Genomic DNA, 17,370 nt, shown 5'->3' with positions numbered 1-17,370 from the left:
GATTAGCCCGCTGGATAAACGCCCAGGATTGGCCCATGGGCGTGCAGCAACCCGATATAGAGGTTCACTGCGATCACCAGCCGTAGCACCAGCCCGCCCCAGCTGAGCGGGGCATGCAGATAGGGCGCCTGTCGCGTGGCGTTTTGCAGGTTTTCCCATTCGGGCATCTCACGCTTCTTGCGCCGATCAATCAGGCGCATGCCCATAAGGGCAAAAAGGCCAAAGACGGTGAACAGTATGGCATGGGCCAGCTGACCGTTTGGCACCAGATGGGCAAAGGCCCAAAGGGCAAGGGCCAGCAGAATAGGGTGGCGGGTATAGCGGATGAGGCCGGGACGTTTGGGATCAAAACTGGCGTTGTTGCGGCCCCCGAAGGAAAACGGATTGGGCCGCGCTACGCCAAGACACAGGATCAGGCAGAACAGCGCCATTGCGGTGAACGGCACGTGGTTTTGCCACGGCGCCCAATCCCATAGCACCACCACCGGTGCCCGGCCCGCCGCCATGATCAGCCAGTAAAGCACGGCCAGGCTGAGGACAGAATAGCCGATGCTGAAACCGCGCTTGCCTAACAGGCCCTGCAGTTGCGCCTTGGTTGCAGGGCGTGTGGGGATGTTATGTGCGGCAAAGAAGCCCAAGAAGGCGGCGATGTATTCAAACCAGTCTGTCATCAGGTGGATTAAACCACGACATCCATTGCCTGTTGTTGCCCAACATCAAACACCCGCTTGTAGCGCTCAATCTCGGATGTGGGGCCCATCGCCTTGTTGGGATTATCCGACAGTTTCACCGTTGCTTTCCCGTCTGCGGCCACCGCCTTGCAGACCAGTGAGAAGGGCGACAGCGCATCGCCCGGGGTCAGGCCACGGAAGTCATTGGTCAATAGCGTGCCCCACCCGAAGGAGGGGCGAACCCGGCCAGCAAACTGCTGGTGCAGATCCTCGATCTTGTCCACATCCAGACCGTCCGAGAAGATCACCATCTTCTGCGTGGGATCCTCACCGCGCGAATGCCACCAGTCGATGGCAGCTTCGGCGCCTGCGGCTGGTTCGCCACTGTCGATGCGGATGCCGGTCCAGCCTGCCAGCCAATCCGGCGCCTGTTTGAGGAACCCTTTGGTGCCGAATGTGTCGGGCAGGATGATGCGCAGATTGCCCTCATGTTCTTCATGCCAGTCGGCCAGAACCTGATAGGGCGATTGCGCCAGTTCGGCGTCATCTTCGGCCAGCGCGGCATAGACCATCGGCAGCTCATGCGCGTTGGTGCCAATCGCTTCTAGATCGCGGTTCTTGGCGATCAAACAGTTGGAAGTGCCAACAAACTTCTCGCCCAGACCTTCGGTCATGGCCTGCACGCACCAGTCCTGCCACAGAAAACTGTGACGGCGGCGGGTGCCGAAATCTGCGATCCGCAAACCGTCGACCTGGCGCAGACGTTCGATTTTTTCCCACAGCTTGGTCATGCCGCGGGCGTAGAGCACCTGAAGTTCAAACCGTCCCATATCGCGCAGCACGGCGCGTGAGCGCAGTTCCATCAGCACAGCGAGGGCGGGGATTTCCCACATCATGACCTCGGGCCAGCTGCCTTCAAAGGTCAGCTCATACTGGCCGTCGCGTTTTTCCAAGTGGTAGTCGGGCAGGCGCAGCTGCTCAAACCACTCCATAAAGTCCGAGCGGAACATCTGGCGTTTGCCGTAAAACGTGTTGCCGCGCAGCCAGGTGCTTTCGCCACGGGTGAGCGAGAGGGAACGGATGTAATCCAGCTGCTCGCGCAGCTCACCTTCGTCAATCAACTCAGCCAGTTTGATATCGGTCGAGCGGTTGATCAGGCTGAATTTCACCTGTGTGTCACGCTTGTTGCGAAACACCGACTGACACATCAGCAGTTTGTAGAAATCCGTATCGATCAACGACCGTACAATCGGGTCGATCTTCCATTTGTGGTTCCAGACACGGGTTGCAATATCGACCATATCTCAGTCCTTGGTTTGCTTCCAAACGCGGGGCGACACCTTAGCGAAAACACGTAACCGTGGCTTGGGCACCGAAGTTTTAGGCGGCACACCGGCTATTTACCAGTGGTTGGGGCGATTTTCTTGCCTCCGCCATGATTGTGAGACGCTGCGCGGGGTCCTGCTGTGGCAAATTCGTCAGTTCAGGGGATGATTGCGCGCAAATCCAGATAATCAGGGACAAAAGCGGCTGGCCTTCTAAATCTTTGCAGGTATTCGGCGTATCAATTTGCAACGCATGCCTGCAAACAGGAGGGAAAACCGTGACCGCAAAGACAGGGATCACCACCGTTTTGGCCACAGTAGTGGCGCTGTCTAGTGCCCTCTGGGCGGTGCCCGTGGCCGCCTCAGGCGCAACAGGTGGCAGCGGCGCGCCGGGCTTCCTTTCGATCTGGGGCCAGACGGTTGCACCCGCACCCGCGCCAAAAACCCAGAGTCGCGCAGGATATTGGGAATATGGATCCTGGAAGGTCTCGGTCGAGCGTCAGGACAGCTATGAGGACGGTGTCTATTACAACTGTCAGGCCTGGACCGGTGGCGATGGCGAACCCTACGCCCGCGTAGGGATCTCATCGCAGGATGTTGGCCCGCCGCATGCCTATCCCGGTGTCACGATTGAGGAATACGCGCCCCGTGGCTATCAGACTTTTATGCAGGATCAGCAGCGGATGTACCTGTGGTTTGATGACGAAGACACCTATGACGGAATCGTCGAATCCTATTACGACAATGACGGCCTGCCCAATGCGGTTGTGTCGTTCTACTACCCCTACAGCCTGCCCGTGCTGCTGGCGATGCGCCGCAACAACCAGATGGACGTGGTTGTTGAAGGCCGGGTGTTCCACAGTTTCTTCCTGAACGGGTTCACTGCGTCTTACCTGAAAATGATGGAAGGCTGCGGCTTTAGCGGTGTGGGCGTCGTTCACTGACGCCCAACCAATTGTCGCCGGATACCGTTACGCGAGGGTGACACCTGCGGCGGTCATGCCTGCCTGTGCGGCGGCCAGGGAACCGTCGAAATCGATGGCCCGGCACAGGTCTTGGCGGACCGTGACGGCAAACCCCAGTTTGGCCGCATCCACGGCGGAGAAGTTCACGCAGAAATCGGTTGCCAGCCCAACCATCACCAGATCAGTGATGCCCCGGGTGCGCAGGTAGCCTTCCAGACCGGTTGGGGTGGTCTGATCGTTTTCAAAGAAAGCTGAATAGCTGTCGATCGCCGGGTTGTAGCCTTTGCGGATGATCAGATCGGCGCGGGTGGTGTTCAGATCTTTATGAAACGCTGCGCCGCCGCTGCCTTGCACACAGTGGTCGGGCCACAGCACCTGTGGACCATAGGGCATATCCACCAGTTCCATCGGGGCCTTGCCCGCATGGGATGACGCGAAGGAGCTGTGCCCTGCCGGATGCCAGTCCTGTGTCAGGATCACCGTATCATGGGCATCAATCAGCGCGTTGATGCCGGGCACGATCTGATCGCCCTCTGGCACCGCAAGGGCGCCGCCGGGGCAGAAATCATTTTGAACATCAATCACAATCAGGGCTTGGGTCATGGTCCATCTCCTTCTGTCTGATATGACTAACCACGCTTTGCGCTATTCCTCAATTGCATCAATCGGGCAGAGCGCGTAATTCTGCGGCCTTTCTGGTACGAACACTGCAGGAGTGTGCGGAAATGACGGTTCTTGGCATTGATTTTGGCACCTCCAACACGGCCGCTGCGGTGGCTGTGAACGGCAAACCCTTTGTGATCCCGCTGGAGGCGGGTGAACAGACCTTGCCAACCGCCGTCTTCCTGGATTTTGCCAACCGCCGCACGCTGTATGGCCGCCCCGCCGCCCGCGCCATGATGGAGGGCGAGGAAGGCCGTTTCATGCGGGCGCTGAAATCTGTCCTGGGCACCTCGCTGGCGCGGGAAAAGCGGCAGTTCATGAATGAAAAGCTGACGCTGATCGAAGTGATCGCGCGGTTTCTGGCTGAGATCCGCAAACGCGCCGAAGCGACCACCTATCAGGAGGTGACAGGCGTGCTGTCTGGCCGCCCGGTGCGCTTCCACTCGGCCGATGAGGCGCGCAATGCGCAGGCGGCAGAGGATCTGGAAGAGGCCTATCGCCTGGCTGGCTTCAAAACCATCAACTTCCTGCCGGAACCTGAAGCCGCTGCGCTGGCCGCCGGGGGACAGGGGCGCAGTCTTATTGTGGACATTGGCGGCGGTACATCGGATTTCACCCTATGTGACCGCGATGGCGATGGGTTCCGGGTGCTGGCGTCGCAGGGGATCCGGCTGGGCGGCACCGATTTTGACAAGGCGCTGAGCCTTGCGCATGTGATGCCTCTGTTTGGCTATGGGGCTGAGATCGGCAATGAAATGGGGCCGGGCAGCCACCGCGCGCCGCGAGCGCTCTATCAGGATCTGGCCAGCTGGGAAAAGATCACCTTTGTCTACGGTCCCGCCCTGTTGCGGGATGTGCGACGCTGGGAACGGCTGGCACGTGATCCGCGGCTGTTTGGCCGATTGGGGGAGGTGCTGGAAATGCATCTGGGCCATGATGTGGCCTATGCCGTGGAGGCCGGCAAAATCCGCGCCAATGGCGAAGGTGAGGGCATGATCCAGCTGGATCCGGTGGAGAAGGGGCTGCGCGTTGCCCTGATGCGCGATCTGATGCAGGCAGAGCTGGAAGGCTACGCGGATCAAATCGCCGCCTGTGCCGCTGAAACCATCGCCAAGGCCGATGTAATGCCTGAAAGCATCGACCGGATCGTTTATGTTGGCGGTTCCTCCCTTCTGGGGGTGATCCAACACCGGATGGAGGCCCTGCTGCCAGAGGCGCGGCCTGAAACATCTGAGGTTTTTACCGCGGTGGTTGATGGGCTGGCCCTTGCGGCGGGGCGCGACGGCTAGACCCAGACGTATAGCCCCCCCTTGTTTCACTGAGGTCAAAGGCGTATCTGGGCGACATGTATATCGTTTGCGCTCTCTATCACTTCACCCGATTCTCTGATCCCGCTGCGTTGAAACCGGCGTTGCTTGATCTGGCTGAGGCCAATGGCGTCACCGGTTCCTTGCTGCTGGCCCATGAGGGGATCAACGGCACGATTGCGGGATCGCGTGCCGGAATCGACGCGGTGCTGGCCCATGTGCGTGGCCTGCCGGGCTGCGCCGATCTGGAATGGAAGGAAAGCAGCGCGCAGGATGCGCCCTTCCCGCGGATGAAGGTCAAGCTGAAGAAAGAGATCGTGACCATGGGCCAACCGGATGTGGATCCGCTGGCCAAGGTGGGGCACTACGTGGCGCCTGAGGATTGGAATGACCTGATCCGCAGCCCGGATGTGGCGGTGATCGACACCCGCAATGATTATGAAGTGGCCATCGGCACCTTCGAAGGCGCGGTGGACCCCAAGACTGACACCTTCCGTGATTTCCCCGCCTGGTGGGACGAAAACAAAGAACGGTTTCACAACAAGCGCATCGCGATGTTCTGCACCGGTGGCATCCGTTGTGAGAAATCCACCAATTTCCTGATGTCGCAGGGGGTTGAGGATGTCTATCACCTCAAAGGCGGTATCCTGAAATACCTTGAGGAGGTGCCGCAGGAAGACAGTTCCTGGGAAGGTGAATGTTTCGTCTTTGATGGCCGCGTCTCGGTGGGGCATGGGCTGGCCGAAGGGCCACATGTGTTGTGTCACGCCTGCCGCCGCCCGATCCTGCCCGAAGATCAGAAACGGCCCGAGTTTGAAGATGGTGTGACCTGCCATCTGTGCATCGATGAGAAGACCGAGGCCGACAAAGCCCGTTTCCGCGAACGTCAGAAGCAGATAGAACTGGCCAAAGCGCGCGGTGAAACCCACATGGGCGGATCGCGCGGGGTTTAAGGCCTTAGGGCCGCGTCTGACCTTGGGGAGGCGCTTTGCGACCTTTTGAGTTGGATGACGCCCCAAAAACCGCAGCGTTTGATTGTTTTGATGACACTGAGAATGCGTCTTCCCGGGGGGAAGGTCAGGCGCGGCCCGGGCTGACGCCCGTGCTGTGCGTTCAATAGCTGACTACCTGCGCGTAGTTTACTCAAACCCAACAAAAAGGGCCGCCGAAGCAGCCCCTTTCTAAATCCGTGATGCCAGTGGCGCTTACAGGCGCTCGATCGCGACGGCGATGCCCTGACCGCCGCCGATGCACATGGTGATCAGCGCTTTGGAACCGCCGATGCGCTCCAGCTCATAAAGCGCTTTCACGGTGATGATCGCGCCGGTTGCGCCGACTGGGTGACCCAGGGCGATGGCGCCGCCGTTCGGGTTTACCTTGGCGGCGTCCAGACCCAGACCTTTGTTCACGGCCAGGGCCTGTGCGGCAAAGGCTTCGTTGCTTTCGATCACGTCAAAGTCCGAGATTTTGAGGCCGGTCTTGGCCATCAGGTTCTCAACCGCTGGGACGGGGCCGATGCCCATGACCTCGGGGCGCACACCTGCGTGGGCGTAGCCCAGGATGCGGGCCTTGGGTTTCAGGCCAGCCTTCTCAGCGGCTTCGGCGCGGGCCAGAACCAGGGCCGCAGCGCCGTCGTTGATGCCAGATGCGTTGCCTGCAGTCACGCGGCCGTCTTTTTTGAAGGCGGGGCGCAGACCGGCCAGCACCTCAGCGGTGGTGCCGCCCTTGACGTGTTCGTCGGTGTCAAAACCCACCATCTCGCGGCGCTTTTTCACCTCAACCGGGACGATCTGGCTGGCGAAGTGACCAGCCTCAATCGCAGCGGCTGCGCGCTGCTGGCTGGTCAGGGCGAAGGCGTCCATATCTTCGCGGGTGACGTCGTTTTCATCAGCCACGTTTTCCGCGGTGATGCCCATGTGACCGGTGCCAAACGGGCAGTTCAGCGCGCCCAGCATCATGTCCAGCGTGCGCACGTCGCCCATTTTGGCGCCCCAGCGCTGGTCAGGCAGGATATAGGGTGAGCGGCTCATGTTTTCGGCACCGCCTGCGATGGCGAAATCAGCATCCCCCAGCATCAGCGACTGGGTGGCGGACACAACGGCCTGCGCCCCGGAGCCGCAGAGGCGGTTTACGTTCATCGCCGGGGTGGTGTCGGGGATGCCTGCATCCATTGCGGCAACGCGGCTCAGGTACATGTCGCGGGGTTCGGTGTTGATCACGTGACCAAACACAACATGGCCGATCTGGCCCGGTTCCACACCGGCGCGGGCCATGGCTTCGCGGGTGACAGTGGCGCCAAGCGCGGTGGGGGCGGTGCCAGCCAAAGCGCCGCCAAAGGTGCCGATGGCGGTACGCACGCCATCCAGAATTACGATATCGGACATGGAAGCCTCCCAGAATGATGTTGCGGGTAGGCTAACCGATCAGGCGTCAATTAACATTAAGACGTTCCGTCAGAACGCGTGGGTAGAAATACGGATGGGGTGCCGGCGCGGTGTAGATCAGTCCAGCGGTAGCAGGGGCTGACGGCCAAAGGGGCCCAATTCCCAGACGTTGCGCCCTGCGATCACCGCAGCGGTAATGGGCCGGCCAAAGCCCGCACCTGAATCCAGATTGACCCGGTTGCCATGGTGTTCTGCCCGCTGCACGGCGGTGTGGCCATGCACCACCAGCCAGGGATGGGGATCGGGATGCTCCAGAAACTCGGCCCGGATCCAGTAGAGGTCTTCCGGGTCCTGATCGGCCAGCGCCACCTCAGGGCGGATGCCGGCGTGCACGAACAGCAGGTCCGCCACCTGATGGTACAGCGGCAGCTGGCGGATAAATTCCAGATGCCGGTACGGGATATGTTCCAAAGCGTCGCGGCGCAGATCCTCAGGATCGGTCAGCCGCATGTCACTGCCGTAGGAGGCCAGCGTGGCCGAACCGCCTATGGTGGAATCCAGATAGGACAGCCCCAGCCGGGTGCGTGGATGAAACAGCTCCGCCTCTTCCAGGAAGGCCTGGAACATCGCATCGTGATTGCCCTTCAGAACCGTCCAGTTGCGGCCTGCTGCGATACCGCGCTGCAACCTCTCAATCACGCCGCAGCTGTCTGGGCCACGGTCTACCAGATCGCCCAGAAACACCACCTGCGCATCCGGGCCGCCATCCTTTTCGATCAGCGCCAGCGCGTGATCCAGTTGGTCCAAATGGCCGTGGATATCGCCAATGGCGTAGATAGGATCGGAGGGCATCGTCAGTATTCCGGCAGCAGAGATTTCGCGGCGAACCTACTGAGGCACCAAAAGAGAAGAAAGGCTTGAGCGTGGCTTATCAGGTGATTTCAGACGAAAAGACCGATAGCGCGGCCTTCGCGCCACGGCCGACCGCGGGATTGCTGGTGGTTTGAACAGAAAAAGGGCACCGCCAAGCGATGCCCTTTGGAATGTTACGTGTCTGTGGTGCTTAGGCGACGTCGAAGGTCAGCGGTTTCATCTGCTTGAACAGACCGGTTGCAGCCAACTGGCCCAGCACCTTCTGATCCACCACACCGTCAACATAAAGCAGTGCAATCGCTTCGCCACCAGCCGCCGCACGGCCCAGGGTGAAGTTCGCGATGTTGACGTTGTTTTCGCCCAGCACACCGCCGAGGGTCCCGATGATGCCCGGCACGTCTTCGTTGGTGGTATAGAGCATGTGTTCACCCACTTCGGCGTCGATGTTGATGCCTTTGATCTGGATGAAGCGCGGCTTGCCATCCGAGAAGACGGTGCCCCCGATGGAGCGTTCGCGTTCGTCTGTGACGATGGTCACTTTGATATAGCCGTCAAAGGCGCCCGACTTGTCCTGATTGGTGGTCGAGATTTGGATGCCCTTTTCCTTGGCGACAACAGGGGCCGACACCATGTTCACATCCGGGTTGGCCTTTTTCATGATGCCCGCCACCACAGCGCAGTTCAGCGCCGGCAGGTTCATGTCAGAGACAACACCGTCATAAAGGATGTTGATCGCTTTGATCGGCTCATCGGTCAGCTGGCCAATGAAGCCACCAAGGTGACCCGCCAGTTCCACCCAGGGGCCCATGACCTTGGCTTCCTCAGCGGTCATCGACGGCATGTTCAGCGCGTTTTCAACGGCGCCGTCCAACAGGTAGTTTGACATCTGGTCGGCCACCTGCAGTGCCACGTTTTCCTGTGCTTCGGTGGTCGATGCGCCCAGGTGCGGGGTGCAGACCACGTTGGGCAGGTTGAACAGCACGTTCTCTTTGGCAGGCTCCACTGCGAAGACGTCAAAGGCTGCACCGGCAACGTGGCCGGATTTCAGCAGATCGGCCAACGCCTCTTCGTCCACCAGACCACCACGGGCACAGTTGATGATGCGCACGCCTTTCTTGGTTTTTTCCAGATTCTCACGGCTCAGGATGTTTTTGGTCTGCTCGGTGAAAGGCACGTGCAGGGTGATGAAATCGGCGCGCTCCAGCAGCTCGTCCAGCTCAACCTTTTCGACCTGCATGTCGCGGGCTTTCTCTTCGCTGAGGAAGGGGTCATAGGCGGCGACTTTCATTTTCAGGCCGCGGGCACGGTCACAGACGATGCCACCGATGTTGCCTGCACCGATGACGCCCAGGGTTTTGCCGGTCAGCTCAACACCCATGAACTTGGACTTTTCCCACTTGCCCGCATGGGTCGAGGCCGAGGCTTCGGGCAGCTGACGTGCGACGGCGAACATCATCGCGATGGCGTGTTCAGCGGTGGTGATCATGTTGCCGAAAGGGGTGTTCATGACGATCACACCCTTTTTCGACGCCGCTTCTTTATCCACGTTGTCGGTGCCGATACCGGCGCGGCCCACGACCTTGAGGTTGGTGGCCGCGTTCAGGATGGTCGGGGTGACTTTGGTGGCCGAGCGGATCGCCAGACCGTCATACTGACCGATGATTTCGGCCAGTTTTTCTTTGTCCTTACCCACGTCGGGCAGGAAATCCACATCAATGCCGCGGTCACGGAAGATCTGAACTGCGGTTTCGCTGAGTTTGTCGGAGACGAGTACTTTGGGAGCCATTTTGAGCGTCCTTTATGTCGGGTGGTCAGTACGACCAGAAAATTGCGAAGGGGCGCGGCCCGGCCTGTGGCCGGGCTCAGATAGGTTTAGCCTTGTGCGGCGATTTCGGCCTCGAAGGCCCACTCCAGCCAGGGCAGCATCGCGGCGATGTCGGCGGTTTCCACCGTGCCACCACACCAGATGCGCAGACCGGCCGGCGCGTCGCGGTAGGCGCCAATGTCCAGCGCGATGTTTTCCGCTTCCAGACGTTTGGCTACAGCCTTGGCAAAGGCGGCGCCGTCTTGAATGCGCGCGTCATCGAACTTCAGGCAGACCGAGGTGTTGGAACGGGTCGCTTCATCTTCGGCCAGGTTGGCGATCCACGGACGGGCGTCGCAGAAATCAAACACCGCTTGCGCGTTGGCGTCAGCGCGGTCCTTCAGGCCCTGCAGGCCGCCCACGTCGCGGGCCCAGTCCAACGCAACCAGATAATCCTCAACCGCCAGCATCGAGGGCGTGTTGATGGTTGCACCTGAGAAGATGCCATCAATCAGCTTGCCACCTTTGGTCAGGCGGAAGATTTTAGGCAGCGGCCATGCCGGGGTGTAGCTTTCCAGACGTTCCACAGCGCGCGGGCTCAGCACCAGAATGCCATGCGCCGCCTCGCCGCCCAGTACCTTCTGCCAGGAGAAGGTGGTCACATCCAGCTTGTCCCACGGCAGGTCCATCGCAAACGCGGCCGAGGTGGCATCGCAAATAGTCAGACCTTCGCGGTCATCCGCGATCCAGTCCGCATTCGGGACGCGCACGCCCGAGGTGGTGCCGTTCCAGGTGAAGACAACGTCGTTGTTCTTGGTGTCGACGGTCGCCAGATCCACGATCTGACCGTAGTCGGCGGTTTTCACCTCGGCGTCGATCTTCAGCTGTTTGACCACATCGGTCACCCAACCCGCGCCAAAGCTTTCCCAGGCCAGCATTTCCACGCCACGCGCGCCCAAGAGGTTCCACAGGGCCATTTCAACCGCGCCGGTGTCGGACGCGGGAACGATGCCGATCTTGTAGTCTGCGGGGATGCCCAAGATCTCGCGGGTGCCTTCGATGGCATCTTTCAGCTTGGTCTTGCCAACAGCTGCGCGGTGCGAACGGCCCAGAGCGGCGTCCGACAGCTTGTCCAGCGAGAATGTGGGGATTTTGGCACAGGGGCCCGAAGAAAAACGCGGATTGACCGGCCGCGTGGCCGGAGCGTGAGTAGCCATAAATGCTATCCTTCCAGATAAATGCCTCTCGTTGGGGAGAGGTGTCCCACGGACCGAGATAGAGCGCTGTACCGCGGCGAGCAACCGGGAAAATGATCCAAAAGCGGCATTTTGCTGAGTCGTTGCGACGGAAATGTCTACGATCGGAAACTTCGGTTTCTTGCCCATGGAACCAGTGCTGTGATGCTGGAAATCATGCGGCACATCGGCTAAGCGGCCTTTAACACGGCCTTACCTTCAGGATTCTGACCCATGTTCATTGCCACCCTGCTGACCAACCCTGCCAAAACCAAACTGGACCCTGCGCTGGTCGAAAACCTGCGCAATGCCTGGGGTGGCGGCGATGCGGTCTGGCTGTCGGCGGATGAGGCGGCAGAATTCACCTTGGCCGAACAGCCCGGCAACCAATGGGATGTCTGGCAGGATCTGCAGGAGCTGGGTGTTGATCTGATTGTGCAGCCGCTTGAGGGGCGTCGCAAAAAGATGCTGCTGGCGGATATGGACAGCACCATGATCCAGCAGGAATGTATCGATGAACTGGCCGCAGAGGCGGGCATCGGTGAACGTGTGGCCGAGATCACCGCACGCGCTATGAACGGCGAGCTGGATTTTGAAGGCGCCCTGTTGGAACGTGTCGGTCTGCTGAAAGGTCTGCCCGAAGCGATCATCGAAAAGGTGCTGGCGGAACGCATCACCTTCATGCCCGGCGGCAAGGCGCTCCTGGCGACGATGAAGGCCAACGGCGGCTATGCGGCGCTGGTGTCGGGCGGGTTCACGGCCTTCACCGCCAAGGTCGCGGCGGAACTGGGCTTTGATGAAAACCACGCCAACACTTTGATCGTTGAGGACGGCGCGCTGAACGGTGATGTGGGCCGTCCAATTCTGGGCAAACAGGCCAAAGTGGACCAGCTGGAACGGATCACCGCCAAGCTGGGCCTGAGCGAGGCGGATGTGATCGCCGTGGGTGACGGGGCCAATGATCTGGGCATGTTGGGTCGGGCGGGCAGCGGTGTGGCGCTGCATGCAAAACCTTCGGTCGCGGCGCAATGTGATATCCGGATCAATCATGGTGACTTGACGGCGCTCTTGTTTCTGCAAGGGTACGCCCGCGCCGATTTCGCAGCCTGACCTGACCACTCTGACATAGATCGAGACCTCCATGTTTTTTGAATTCAGTGCCGAGGTGCTGGCAATCCTGCTGGCGGCCGCTTTTGCTGCGGGGTTTGTTGATGCCATTGCAGGTGGGGGCGGGTTGATCACCCTGCCGGTGCTGATGCTCTCGGGCGTGCCGCCGGTGCAGGCGCTGGCCACCAATAAGATCCAAGGCATGTTCGGGGCGGGCACAGCCGCGTTTTCCTATGCCCGCAGCGGCCATGTTGATCCCAAGGCGCAGGCGCCCGCGGCACTGCTGGCGGCGGCGGCCTCCTTTGGCGGGGCGTTGCTGGTCACCGTGTTGCCAACCGAATGGATCCGGCTGATCCTGCCGGTTCTGCTGATCGGTATTGCGCTGTTCTTTGCCCTGCGCCCCGGTCTGGATGACAGTGATCGCACCCGACGCCTGTCACCTTTGATCTTTACCCTGACAGCGGTGCCGCTGGTGGCGGGCTATGACGGGTTGCTGGGGCCGGGGGCAGGCAGTTTCTACATGCTGTCCTTTGTGTTGCTGTCGGGCTACGGCATTTTGAAAGCGACGGCGCATACCAAACTGCTGAATTTTGCCTCAAACGTCGGCGGGCTGTTGGCCTTTGCGCTGGTGGCGCAGCCTTTGTGGCTGTTGGGGCTGGCGATGGGTGTAGTGCAGATCGCGGGCGCCCGGCTGGGCGCTAAGATGGCGCTGAAACAGGGGGCGAAGGTAATCAAACCGCTGCTGGTGATCACCTCCCTCAGCCTGGCGGCAAAACTCCTGTGGGAGATGGTCTGACGCGCTTGATCCACGAGTGCAGTCCCTTGCCCGTCACAGCGGGCGGGCAAGGGATTTTTTGAGTATTTAAAGAACGTTGAAAGACGCTTAGGCGGCTTTTTCTGCGTTCAGCCCGGCGCGGGTCTGGCCGATCATCAGTGCGGCGCGGGCCGCTTCGCGTCCTTTTTCGACGAAGTGATCGCGGTAGATCGCCTTGTGGTGAGCGGTTTCCTGGAAATGATGCGGCGTCAGCGAGATCGACAGAACCGGCACGCCGCTGTCCAGACCTGCGCGCATCAGCCCGTCAACCACAGCCTGAGCGACAAAATCATGGCGGTAGATGCCACCATCCACCACCAGCGCGGCAGCGGCGACGGCGGCGTAGCGGCCGGTCTCGGCCAGATCGCGGGCCAGTAGCGGCATTTCAAAGGCGCCGGGTACGTCGAACACATCGACCTGTGCGGCGGGGATCACTTCGCAAAAACCGGCCAATGCCTGATCAACGATATCAGCATGCCAGTTGGCCTTGATGAAGGCGTAGCGGGTGGATGTCATGTCATGGTCCTTTCCTATCTCGACACATCCCCCCAAGGCGTTGTCACGAACAGGAAAGGCACCTCACCTGTGGGTGGGGCCTTGCTGTCGCTCTCTTCCATCCGGACTATGACCGTCGGCTCTGGAGTCGCACCAGATCTGCTGACCCACGTCCTGAAAGGGACGTGGCGCTCGCGGGCTTCGGGGTTGGCCCCGTTACCGCCGGTGGGGAATTTCACCCCGCCCTGAGAACGGGCGCAAAAATGGCAGAGGCTGGCGCAAAAAGAAAGAGGAAATCCAGCCGTCAGCGCCGCAGCTTTTTCAGCAGGGAGAGGGAGGCAAAGCCATCCGGCACATCGCCGCGCGCCGCCTGATAGGCGCGGATGGCGCGTTGGGTCATCGGCCCGACCATGCCGTCGACACCGCCGGTGGAGAACCCGGCCTTGGTCAGCAGCGCTTGCATTTCCTTGCGTTCCGCCCGGTTCAGCACCCTATCGTTGCGGGGCCAATCGGCAGTGATGGGACCAGCCCCTTTCAGCCGGTCCGAGAGGTGGCCGACCCCGACCACATAGGAGGTGGCAAAATTGTAGCGGGAGATCACTTTGAAGTTCTTGAAGATCATAAAGGCCGCGCCTTTGTGACCGGCCGGCAGCAGGATTGAGGCCTGCCCGTAATTGCGCACCGCGCGACCTTGGGTGTCTTTCACCCCCAGACGGGCCCATTCTGCCGGGGATTTGGTGATCTTCTTGCTGGCGAGGCTGTAATTGAACCCACCCGGCAGCCTGACCTCGACGCCCCAGGGCTGGCCGGAGACCCAGCCGTGTTTCTTGAGGTAAGCCGCGGTGGAGGCGAGTGCATCAGCGGGGTTGTCTGACCAGATATCGCGCCGCCCGTCGCCGGTGAAATCGACGGCAAAGGCCTGATAAGAGGTGGGAATAAACTGGGTGTGGCCCATGGCCCCGGCCCAGCTGCCCTTCATCTTGGCGGCTGTTGTGTCACCGGATTGCAGGATCTTCAGCGCCGCAATCAGCTGTTTTTCAAAGAAACGACCGCGCCGCCCGTCATAGGCCAGGGTTGCCAGCGCCTCGATCATATTGTGGTCGCCGCGGTATTCGCCATAGGCGCTTTCCAAGCCCCAGACGGCCGCCACCACCTCTTTGTCGACGCCATAGGTGCGTTCGATCTGGGTTAGAACACGGCGATGTTGGCGCAGCGCGGCCTTACCGTTTTTGATCCGTTTGTCCGAGGCGGCGCTGTCCAGATAGTCCCAGATGGGTTTGGTGAACTCACTCTGGTTGCGGTCGCGCTCAATCACCTCGTCATTGAACGTGACGCCGCGAAAGGCGCGCTTGAAGGTGGCATCGGAAATTCCAGCCGCCCGGGCGCGGGGCTGAAAATTGCGGATCCAGCGCTGAAACCCGGCTTCGGTCGCGCGGCTGGCGGCGGGAATTACGGGCAGGGCTTGCGAGGAGCTGGGGACGGTCGATCCCACGCCGGACCCAGGCCGGGCCTGCGGGCGCAGGGAATTGTCCACCGGCATCGCCGCCACTGATGTGGCCGCAATGGAAAGGAGAAATGTGCCAGCGCGCAGGCTGGTCTGTGCCAGGTGTTTCATTGCCTCTGCCCTGTGTTGTGGCCCCCAGAGTTGTGCCTTGGGGTGCGGTGTTCTGTGGTAGAACTTGGGGCCGAGGATAGCCTGCGGCAAGGGGGGCGGAAAGTCTTTGACCCCGCCGCCCTGTCAAAAGGCAAGAATGTGCTGAGGTGCAGTGCCTCAGATCGTCAGGATCACGGAACCGGCACGGTCCCCGCTGGCGATAATGTCATGGGCTTTGGCGCAGTCCTCCAGCGGCAGCTCATGGGCGATGCGCATGTCCAGGGCGCCCGTTTCCAGCAGGGCGTTCAGCTGCGCTTCGCATTGGCGGCGTTCTGCATCGGTCAGGATATAGATCAGCGCCATTTCCAAGGTCACACCTTTGAACATCAACGGGTAGAAAGGCAGGGTGGGGGCGCGATCTTTGGCAGATCCATAGGCAATGATGCGACCGCGTGGCGCGATCACCTCGGTGATCATCTCGGCGTTGGGGCCAAATTCTACCTCAACAACCTGATCCACCGGCTGGCCGTTGTTGGCGGCCAAAACCGCGGCGGCCAGATCGGGGTCATTGTAGCCAATCACCGCATCGGCACCTGCCTCCCGCGCCGCCTCCTGCTGGTCGGGGCTGCCTGCGGTGGAGATCACCCTTGCGCCGGAGGCTTTGGCGATTTGTACGGCCAGACGGCCCACGGTGCCGCCACCACCACTGATCAACAGGGTTTTGCCAGCCACATCCCCACCGCCCAGCACGCAGTAGGTGGCGGTCATCGCCGGAATGCCCAGCACCGCCCCTTCGGCAAAGCTGATGTTGTCGGGCAGGGTTACGGCCTGATCCTGCGGCAGGGCGATGTATTCGGCGGCGGTGCCATAGGCGCGCTGCCATTGGCCGTTCCAGATCCAGACCCGTTCACCGATGCGGGAGGGATCCACATCATCCCCCACCGCTTCGATCACACCAGCGCCATCGCTGTGGGGAATGATGCGGGGGTAGGGCGGTTCCGTCACGCCGGGGCGGGTGCCCGAGCGGGCGTCGACGTCTGAGGGGTTCACGCCCGAGGCTTTCAGCCGCACCAGCACCTCACCCGCTTCGGGGGTTGGGGTGGGCAGGTCGCTTAGGGTCAGGACTTCGGCCGCGGGGCCAAATTTGCTGTAAGTGATGGCACGCATGGCACTCTCCTTTTGCTTTGCCTCTTTGTACGGGCTGGTTGAGCATAAAAGAAATGAATTGATTGAATGCTCAGGATGTGGATATCAAATCCATATGCAGGATATTGATCTCGACCTTTTGCGGTGTTTCACCACCGTGGCTGATGTGCAGAATTTTACGGAGGCCGGCACCCGCCTGGGCCGCTCACAATCGGCGATCTCGGTACGGATCCGTAAGTTGGAAGAAGCCCTGGGCCAGAGCCTGCTGTCCCGCAACAGCCGCGATGTGCAACTGACTGAGGCCGGGCGTCGCCTGATGCCGAAAGCGCAGCAGATGTTGCAGGCAAGTGAGCGGCTGATGGCGGATATGCGGGCGCCGGTGGTGTCCGGGGCGCTGCGGATCGGGGTGGTGGAATACCTTGCCCCACATCGGATGCCCGAGTTGTTACAGGCGATGGAACGGCATTTGCCGGGGGCTGAGCTGTCGTTCCGCGTTGGCCTCAGCAGCGGGTTGATGCAGGCGTTGAAGGATGGCCAGATCGATCTGGCGCTGGCTCTGCATGATCCTGAGGCTGACGGATCCCTGCCGGTTGGACAGGATCCGATGGTCTGGATTGAGGGTGAAGAGGCGCCGGCGCAAAGCCCGGAGGATCCGCTGTCCCTGTGCCTAATGCAGGGGCCCTGCATTTATCGCACTGCGGCTGAGGCGGCCTTGGGGCCAGCGCGGGGGCGGGCGCGGGATGTGTTGACGGCAGGCAGTGTGGCCTATGTCCGCAGCGCGGTGGCCTCTGGCCTGGGGGTGACGGTTTTGGGGGCCTCTAGCTTGGGGCCGGGGGTGCGAATCAACCGTGCGCTGATGCGGGCCTATCCGCTGCCGACCCTGGCGTTGGGGCTGCATGGGCGCGATCCCCGCCGGGATCAGGTGGCCGTGGTCCTGCGTGAGGTGCTGGCCCAACAATTGCCCGGCGCGCGCTAGCGCCTTAGGGT

16 protein-coding genes and 1 riboswitch are annotated in these 17,370 nt (G+C 61.0%); of the genes, 6 read left to right on the top strand and 10 right to left on the bottom strand.

Features of this window, described 5'->3' with window-relative positions; genetic code table 11:
- Positions 1–2: 2 nt before the first annotated feature.
- Positions 3–671: an NnrU family protein gene (locus tag TL5118_RS16580; RefSeq protein WP_058245432.1), complete on the bottom strand. Its 669-nt coding sequence runs from the start codon at positions 669–671 to the stop codon at positions 3–5.
- A gap of 8 nt (positions 672–679) precedes the next feature.
- Positions 680–1,972 carry a nicotinate phosphoribosyltransferase gene (gene pncB / locus TL5118_RS16575; RefSeq protein ID WP_058245431.1) on the bottom strand — a complete coding sequence of 431 codons (1,293 nt, stop codon included), beginning with the start codon at positions 1,970–1,972 and terminating at the stop codon, positions 680–682.
- A 302-nt stretch (positions 1,973–2,274) separates the two neighbouring features.
- On the opposite strand from pncB, the gene TL5118_RS16570 reads away from it, so the two are divergent.
- Positions 2,275–2,940 carry a hypothetical protein gene (locus tag TL5118_RS16570; protein ID WP_058245430.1) on the top strand — a complete coding sequence of 222 codons (666 nt, stop codon included), beginning with the start codon at positions 2,275–2,277 and terminating at the stop codon, positions 2,938–2,940.
- Between the two features lie 27 nt (positions 2,941–2,967).
- Here the strand turns inward: TL5118_RS16570 and pncA are convergent, their stop codons facing one another.
- A complete protein-coding gene (gene pncA, locus TL5118_RS16565; protein ID WP_058245429.1) occupies positions 2,968–3,564 on the bottom strand; it encodes a bifunctional nicotinamidase/pyrazinamidase in 597 nt (198 codons plus the stop codon).
- Between the two features lie 122 nt (positions 3,565–3,686).
- Between pncA and TL5118_RS16560 the strand changes: the two genes are divergently transcribed.
- A complete protein-coding gene (locus TL5118_RS16560) occupies positions 3,687–4,913 on the top strand; it encodes an Hsp70 family protein (protein WP_058245428.1) in 1,227 nt (408 codons plus the stop codon).
- A gap of 56 nt (positions 4,914–4,969) precedes the next feature.
- Positions 4,970–5,884 carry an oxygen-dependent tRNA uridine(34) hydroxylase TrhO gene (gene trhO / locus TL5118_RS16555; RefSeq protein WP_058245427.1) on the top strand — a complete coding sequence of 305 codons (915 nt, stop codon included), beginning with the start codon at positions 4,970–4,972 and terminating at the stop codon, positions 5,882–5,884.
- Positions 5,885–6,136: 252 nt separating this feature from the next.
- On the opposite strand, the gene TL5118_RS16550 is transcribed toward trhO, so the two are convergent.
- From TL5118_RS16550 to TL5118_RS16535, 4 genes are all read right to left on the bottom strand, one after another.
- Positions 6,137–7,315, bottom strand: a complete 1,179-nt coding sequence (locus TL5118_RS16550) for an acetyl-CoA C-acyltransferase family protein (RefSeq protein WP_058245426.1) — start codon at positions 7,313–7,315, stop codon at positions 6,137–6,139.
- Between the two features lie 117 nt (positions 7,316–7,432).
- Positions 7,433–8,167 (bottom strand): metallophosphoesterase family protein, encoded by a 735-nt coding sequence (locus TL5118_RS16545; protein ID WP_058245425.1) that lies wholly within the window; start codon positions 8,165–8,167, stop codon positions 7,433–7,435.
- Positions 8,168–8,378: 211 nt separating this feature from the next.
- Positions 8,379–9,974: a phosphoglycerate dehydrogenase gene (gene serA, locus TL5118_RS16540; RefSeq protein WP_058245424.1), complete on the bottom strand. Its 1,596-nt coding sequence runs from the start codon at positions 9,972–9,974 to the stop codon at positions 8,379–8,381.
- An 86-nt stretch (positions 9,975–10,060) separates the two neighbouring features.
- Entirely contained in the window at positions 10,061–11,209 is a 1,149-nt protein-coding gene (locus TL5118_RS16535; RefSeq protein WP_058245423.1) for a phosphoserine transaminase, read from the bottom strand.
- A gap of 252 nt (positions 11,210–11,461) precedes the next feature.
- Between TL5118_RS16535 and serB the strand changes: the two genes are divergently transcribed.
- Both serB and TL5118_RS16525 read left to right on the top strand, forming a co-directional pair.
- A complete protein-coding gene (serB, locus tag TL5118_RS16530) occupies positions 11,462–12,337 on the top strand; it encodes a phosphoserine phosphatase SerB (RefSeq protein WP_058245422.1) in 876 nt (291 codons plus the stop codon).
- A gap of 31 nt (positions 12,338–12,368) precedes the next feature.
- Entirely contained in the window at positions 12,369–13,130 is a 762-nt protein-coding gene (locus tag TL5118_RS16525; RefSeq protein WP_058245421.1) for a TSUP family transporter, read from the top strand.
- An 87-nt stretch (positions 13,131–13,217) separates the two neighbouring features.
- Here the strand turns inward: TL5118_RS16525 and TL5118_RS16520 are convergent, their stop codons facing one another.
- The 3 genes from TL5118_RS16520 to TL5118_RS16510 form a co-directional block, all read right to left on the bottom strand.
- On the bottom strand, positions 13,218–13,664 hold the full coding sequence (locus tag TL5118_RS16520; RefSeq protein WP_058245420.1) for a 6,7-dimethyl-8-ribityllumazine synthase: 447 nt from the start codon (positions 13,662–13,664) through the stop codon (positions 13,218–13,220).
- 85 nt (positions 13,665–13,749) lie between these two features.
- Positions 13,750–13,900: riboswitch (FMN riboswitch) on the bottom strand.
- Between the two features lie 47 nt (positions 13,901–13,947).
- Positions 13,948–15,258, bottom strand: a complete 1,311-nt coding sequence (locus tag TL5118_RS16515) for a lytic murein transglycosylase (RefSeq protein WP_058245419.1) — start codon at positions 15,256–15,258, stop codon at positions 13,948–13,950.
- 156 nt (positions 15,259–15,414) lie between these two features.
- The gene (locus tag TL5118_RS16510) at positions 15,415–16,404 is read right to left on the bottom strand and encodes an NADPH:quinone reductase (protein ID WP_058245418.1); all 990 of its coding nucleotides are present in this window, start codon (positions 16,402–16,404) and stop codon (positions 15,415–15,417) included.
- A 94-nt stretch (positions 16,405–16,498) separates the two neighbouring features.
- On the opposite strand from TL5118_RS16510, the gene TL5118_RS16505 reads away from it, so the two are divergent.
- A complete protein-coding gene (locus TL5118_RS16505) occupies positions 16,499–17,359 on the top strand; it encodes a LysR family transcriptional regulator (RefSeq protein WP_058245417.1) in 861 nt (286 codons plus the stop codon).
- The last annotated feature ends 11 nt before the right edge of the window (positions 17,360–17,370 follow it).

Source organism: Thalassovita autumnalis (assembly GCF_001458255.1).
GTDB classification, from domain to species: domain Bacteria; phylum Pseudomonadota; class Alphaproteobacteria; order Rhodobacterales; family Rhodobacteraceae; genus Thalassobius; species Thalassobius autumnalis.
Note: the sequence above shows the minus strand (reverse complement) of the source record. Positions and strands in the feature narration are given on the sequence as shown.

What these genes read in the sequence shown, in the direction of transcription:
- TL5118_RS16545 (WP_058245425.1), bottom strand. Translation starts at nt 8,167, where the DNA reads ATGCCCTCCGATCCTATCTACGCCATTGGCGATATCCACGGCCATTTG.
- TL5118_RS16560 (WP_058245428.1), top strand. Translation starts at nt 3,687, where the DNA reads ATGACGGTTCTTGGCATTGATTTTGGCACCTCCAACACGGCCGCTGCG.
- TL5118_RS16580 (WP_058245432.1), bottom strand. Translation starts at nt 671, where the DNA reads ATGACAGACTGGTTTGAATACATCGCCGCCTTCTTGGGCTTCTTTGCC.
- TL5118_RS16535 (WP_058245423.1), bottom strand. Translation starts at nt 11,209, where the DNA reads ATGGCTACTCACGCTCCGGCCACGCGGCCGGTCAATCCGCGTTTTTCT.
- pncB (WP_058245431.1), bottom strand. Translation starts at nt 1,972, where the DNA reads ATGGTCGATATTGCAACCCGTGTCTGGAACCACAAATGGAAGATCGAC.
- TL5118_RS16520 (WP_058245420.1), bottom strand. Translation starts at nt 13,664, where the DNA reads ATGACATCCACCCGCTACGCCTTCATCAAGGCCAACTGGCATGCTGAT.
- TL5118_RS16525 (WP_058245421.1), top strand. Translation starts at nt 12,369, where the DNA reads ATGTTTTTTGAATTCAGTGCCGAGGTGCTGGCAATCCTGCTGGCGGCC.
- TL5118_RS16510 (WP_058245418.1), bottom strand. Translation starts at nt 16,404, where the DNA reads ATGCGTGCCATCACTTACAGCAAATTTGGCCCCGCGGCCGAAGTCCTG.
- TL5118_RS16515 (WP_058245419.1), bottom strand. Translation starts at nt 15,258, where the DNA reads ATGAAACACCTGGCACAGACCAGCCTGCGCGCTGGCACATTTCTCCTT.
- TL5118_RS16550 (WP_058245426.1), bottom strand. Translation starts at nt 7,315, where the DNA reads ATGTCCGATATCGTAATTCTGGATGGCGTGCGTACCGCCATCGGCACC.
- serB (WP_058245422.1), top strand. Translation starts at nt 11,462, where the DNA reads ATGTTCATTGCCACCCTGCTGACCAACCCTGCCAAAACCAAACTGGAC.
- trhO (WP_058245427.1), top strand. Translation starts at nt 4,970, where the DNA reads ATGTATATCGTTTGCGCTCTCTATCACTTCACCCGATTCTCTGATCCC.
- pncA (WP_058245429.1), bottom strand. Translation starts at nt 3,564, where the DNA reads ATGACCCAAGCCCTGATTGTGATTGATGTTCAAAATGATTTCTGCCCC.
- TL5118_RS16505 (WP_058245417.1), top strand. Translation starts at nt 16,499, where the DNA reads ATGCAGGATATTGATCTCGACCTTTTGCGGTGTTTCACCACCGTGGCT.
- serA (WP_058245424.1), bottom strand. Translation starts at nt 9,974, where the DNA reads ATGGCTCCCAAAGTACTCGTCTCCGACAAACTCAGCGAAACCGCAGTT.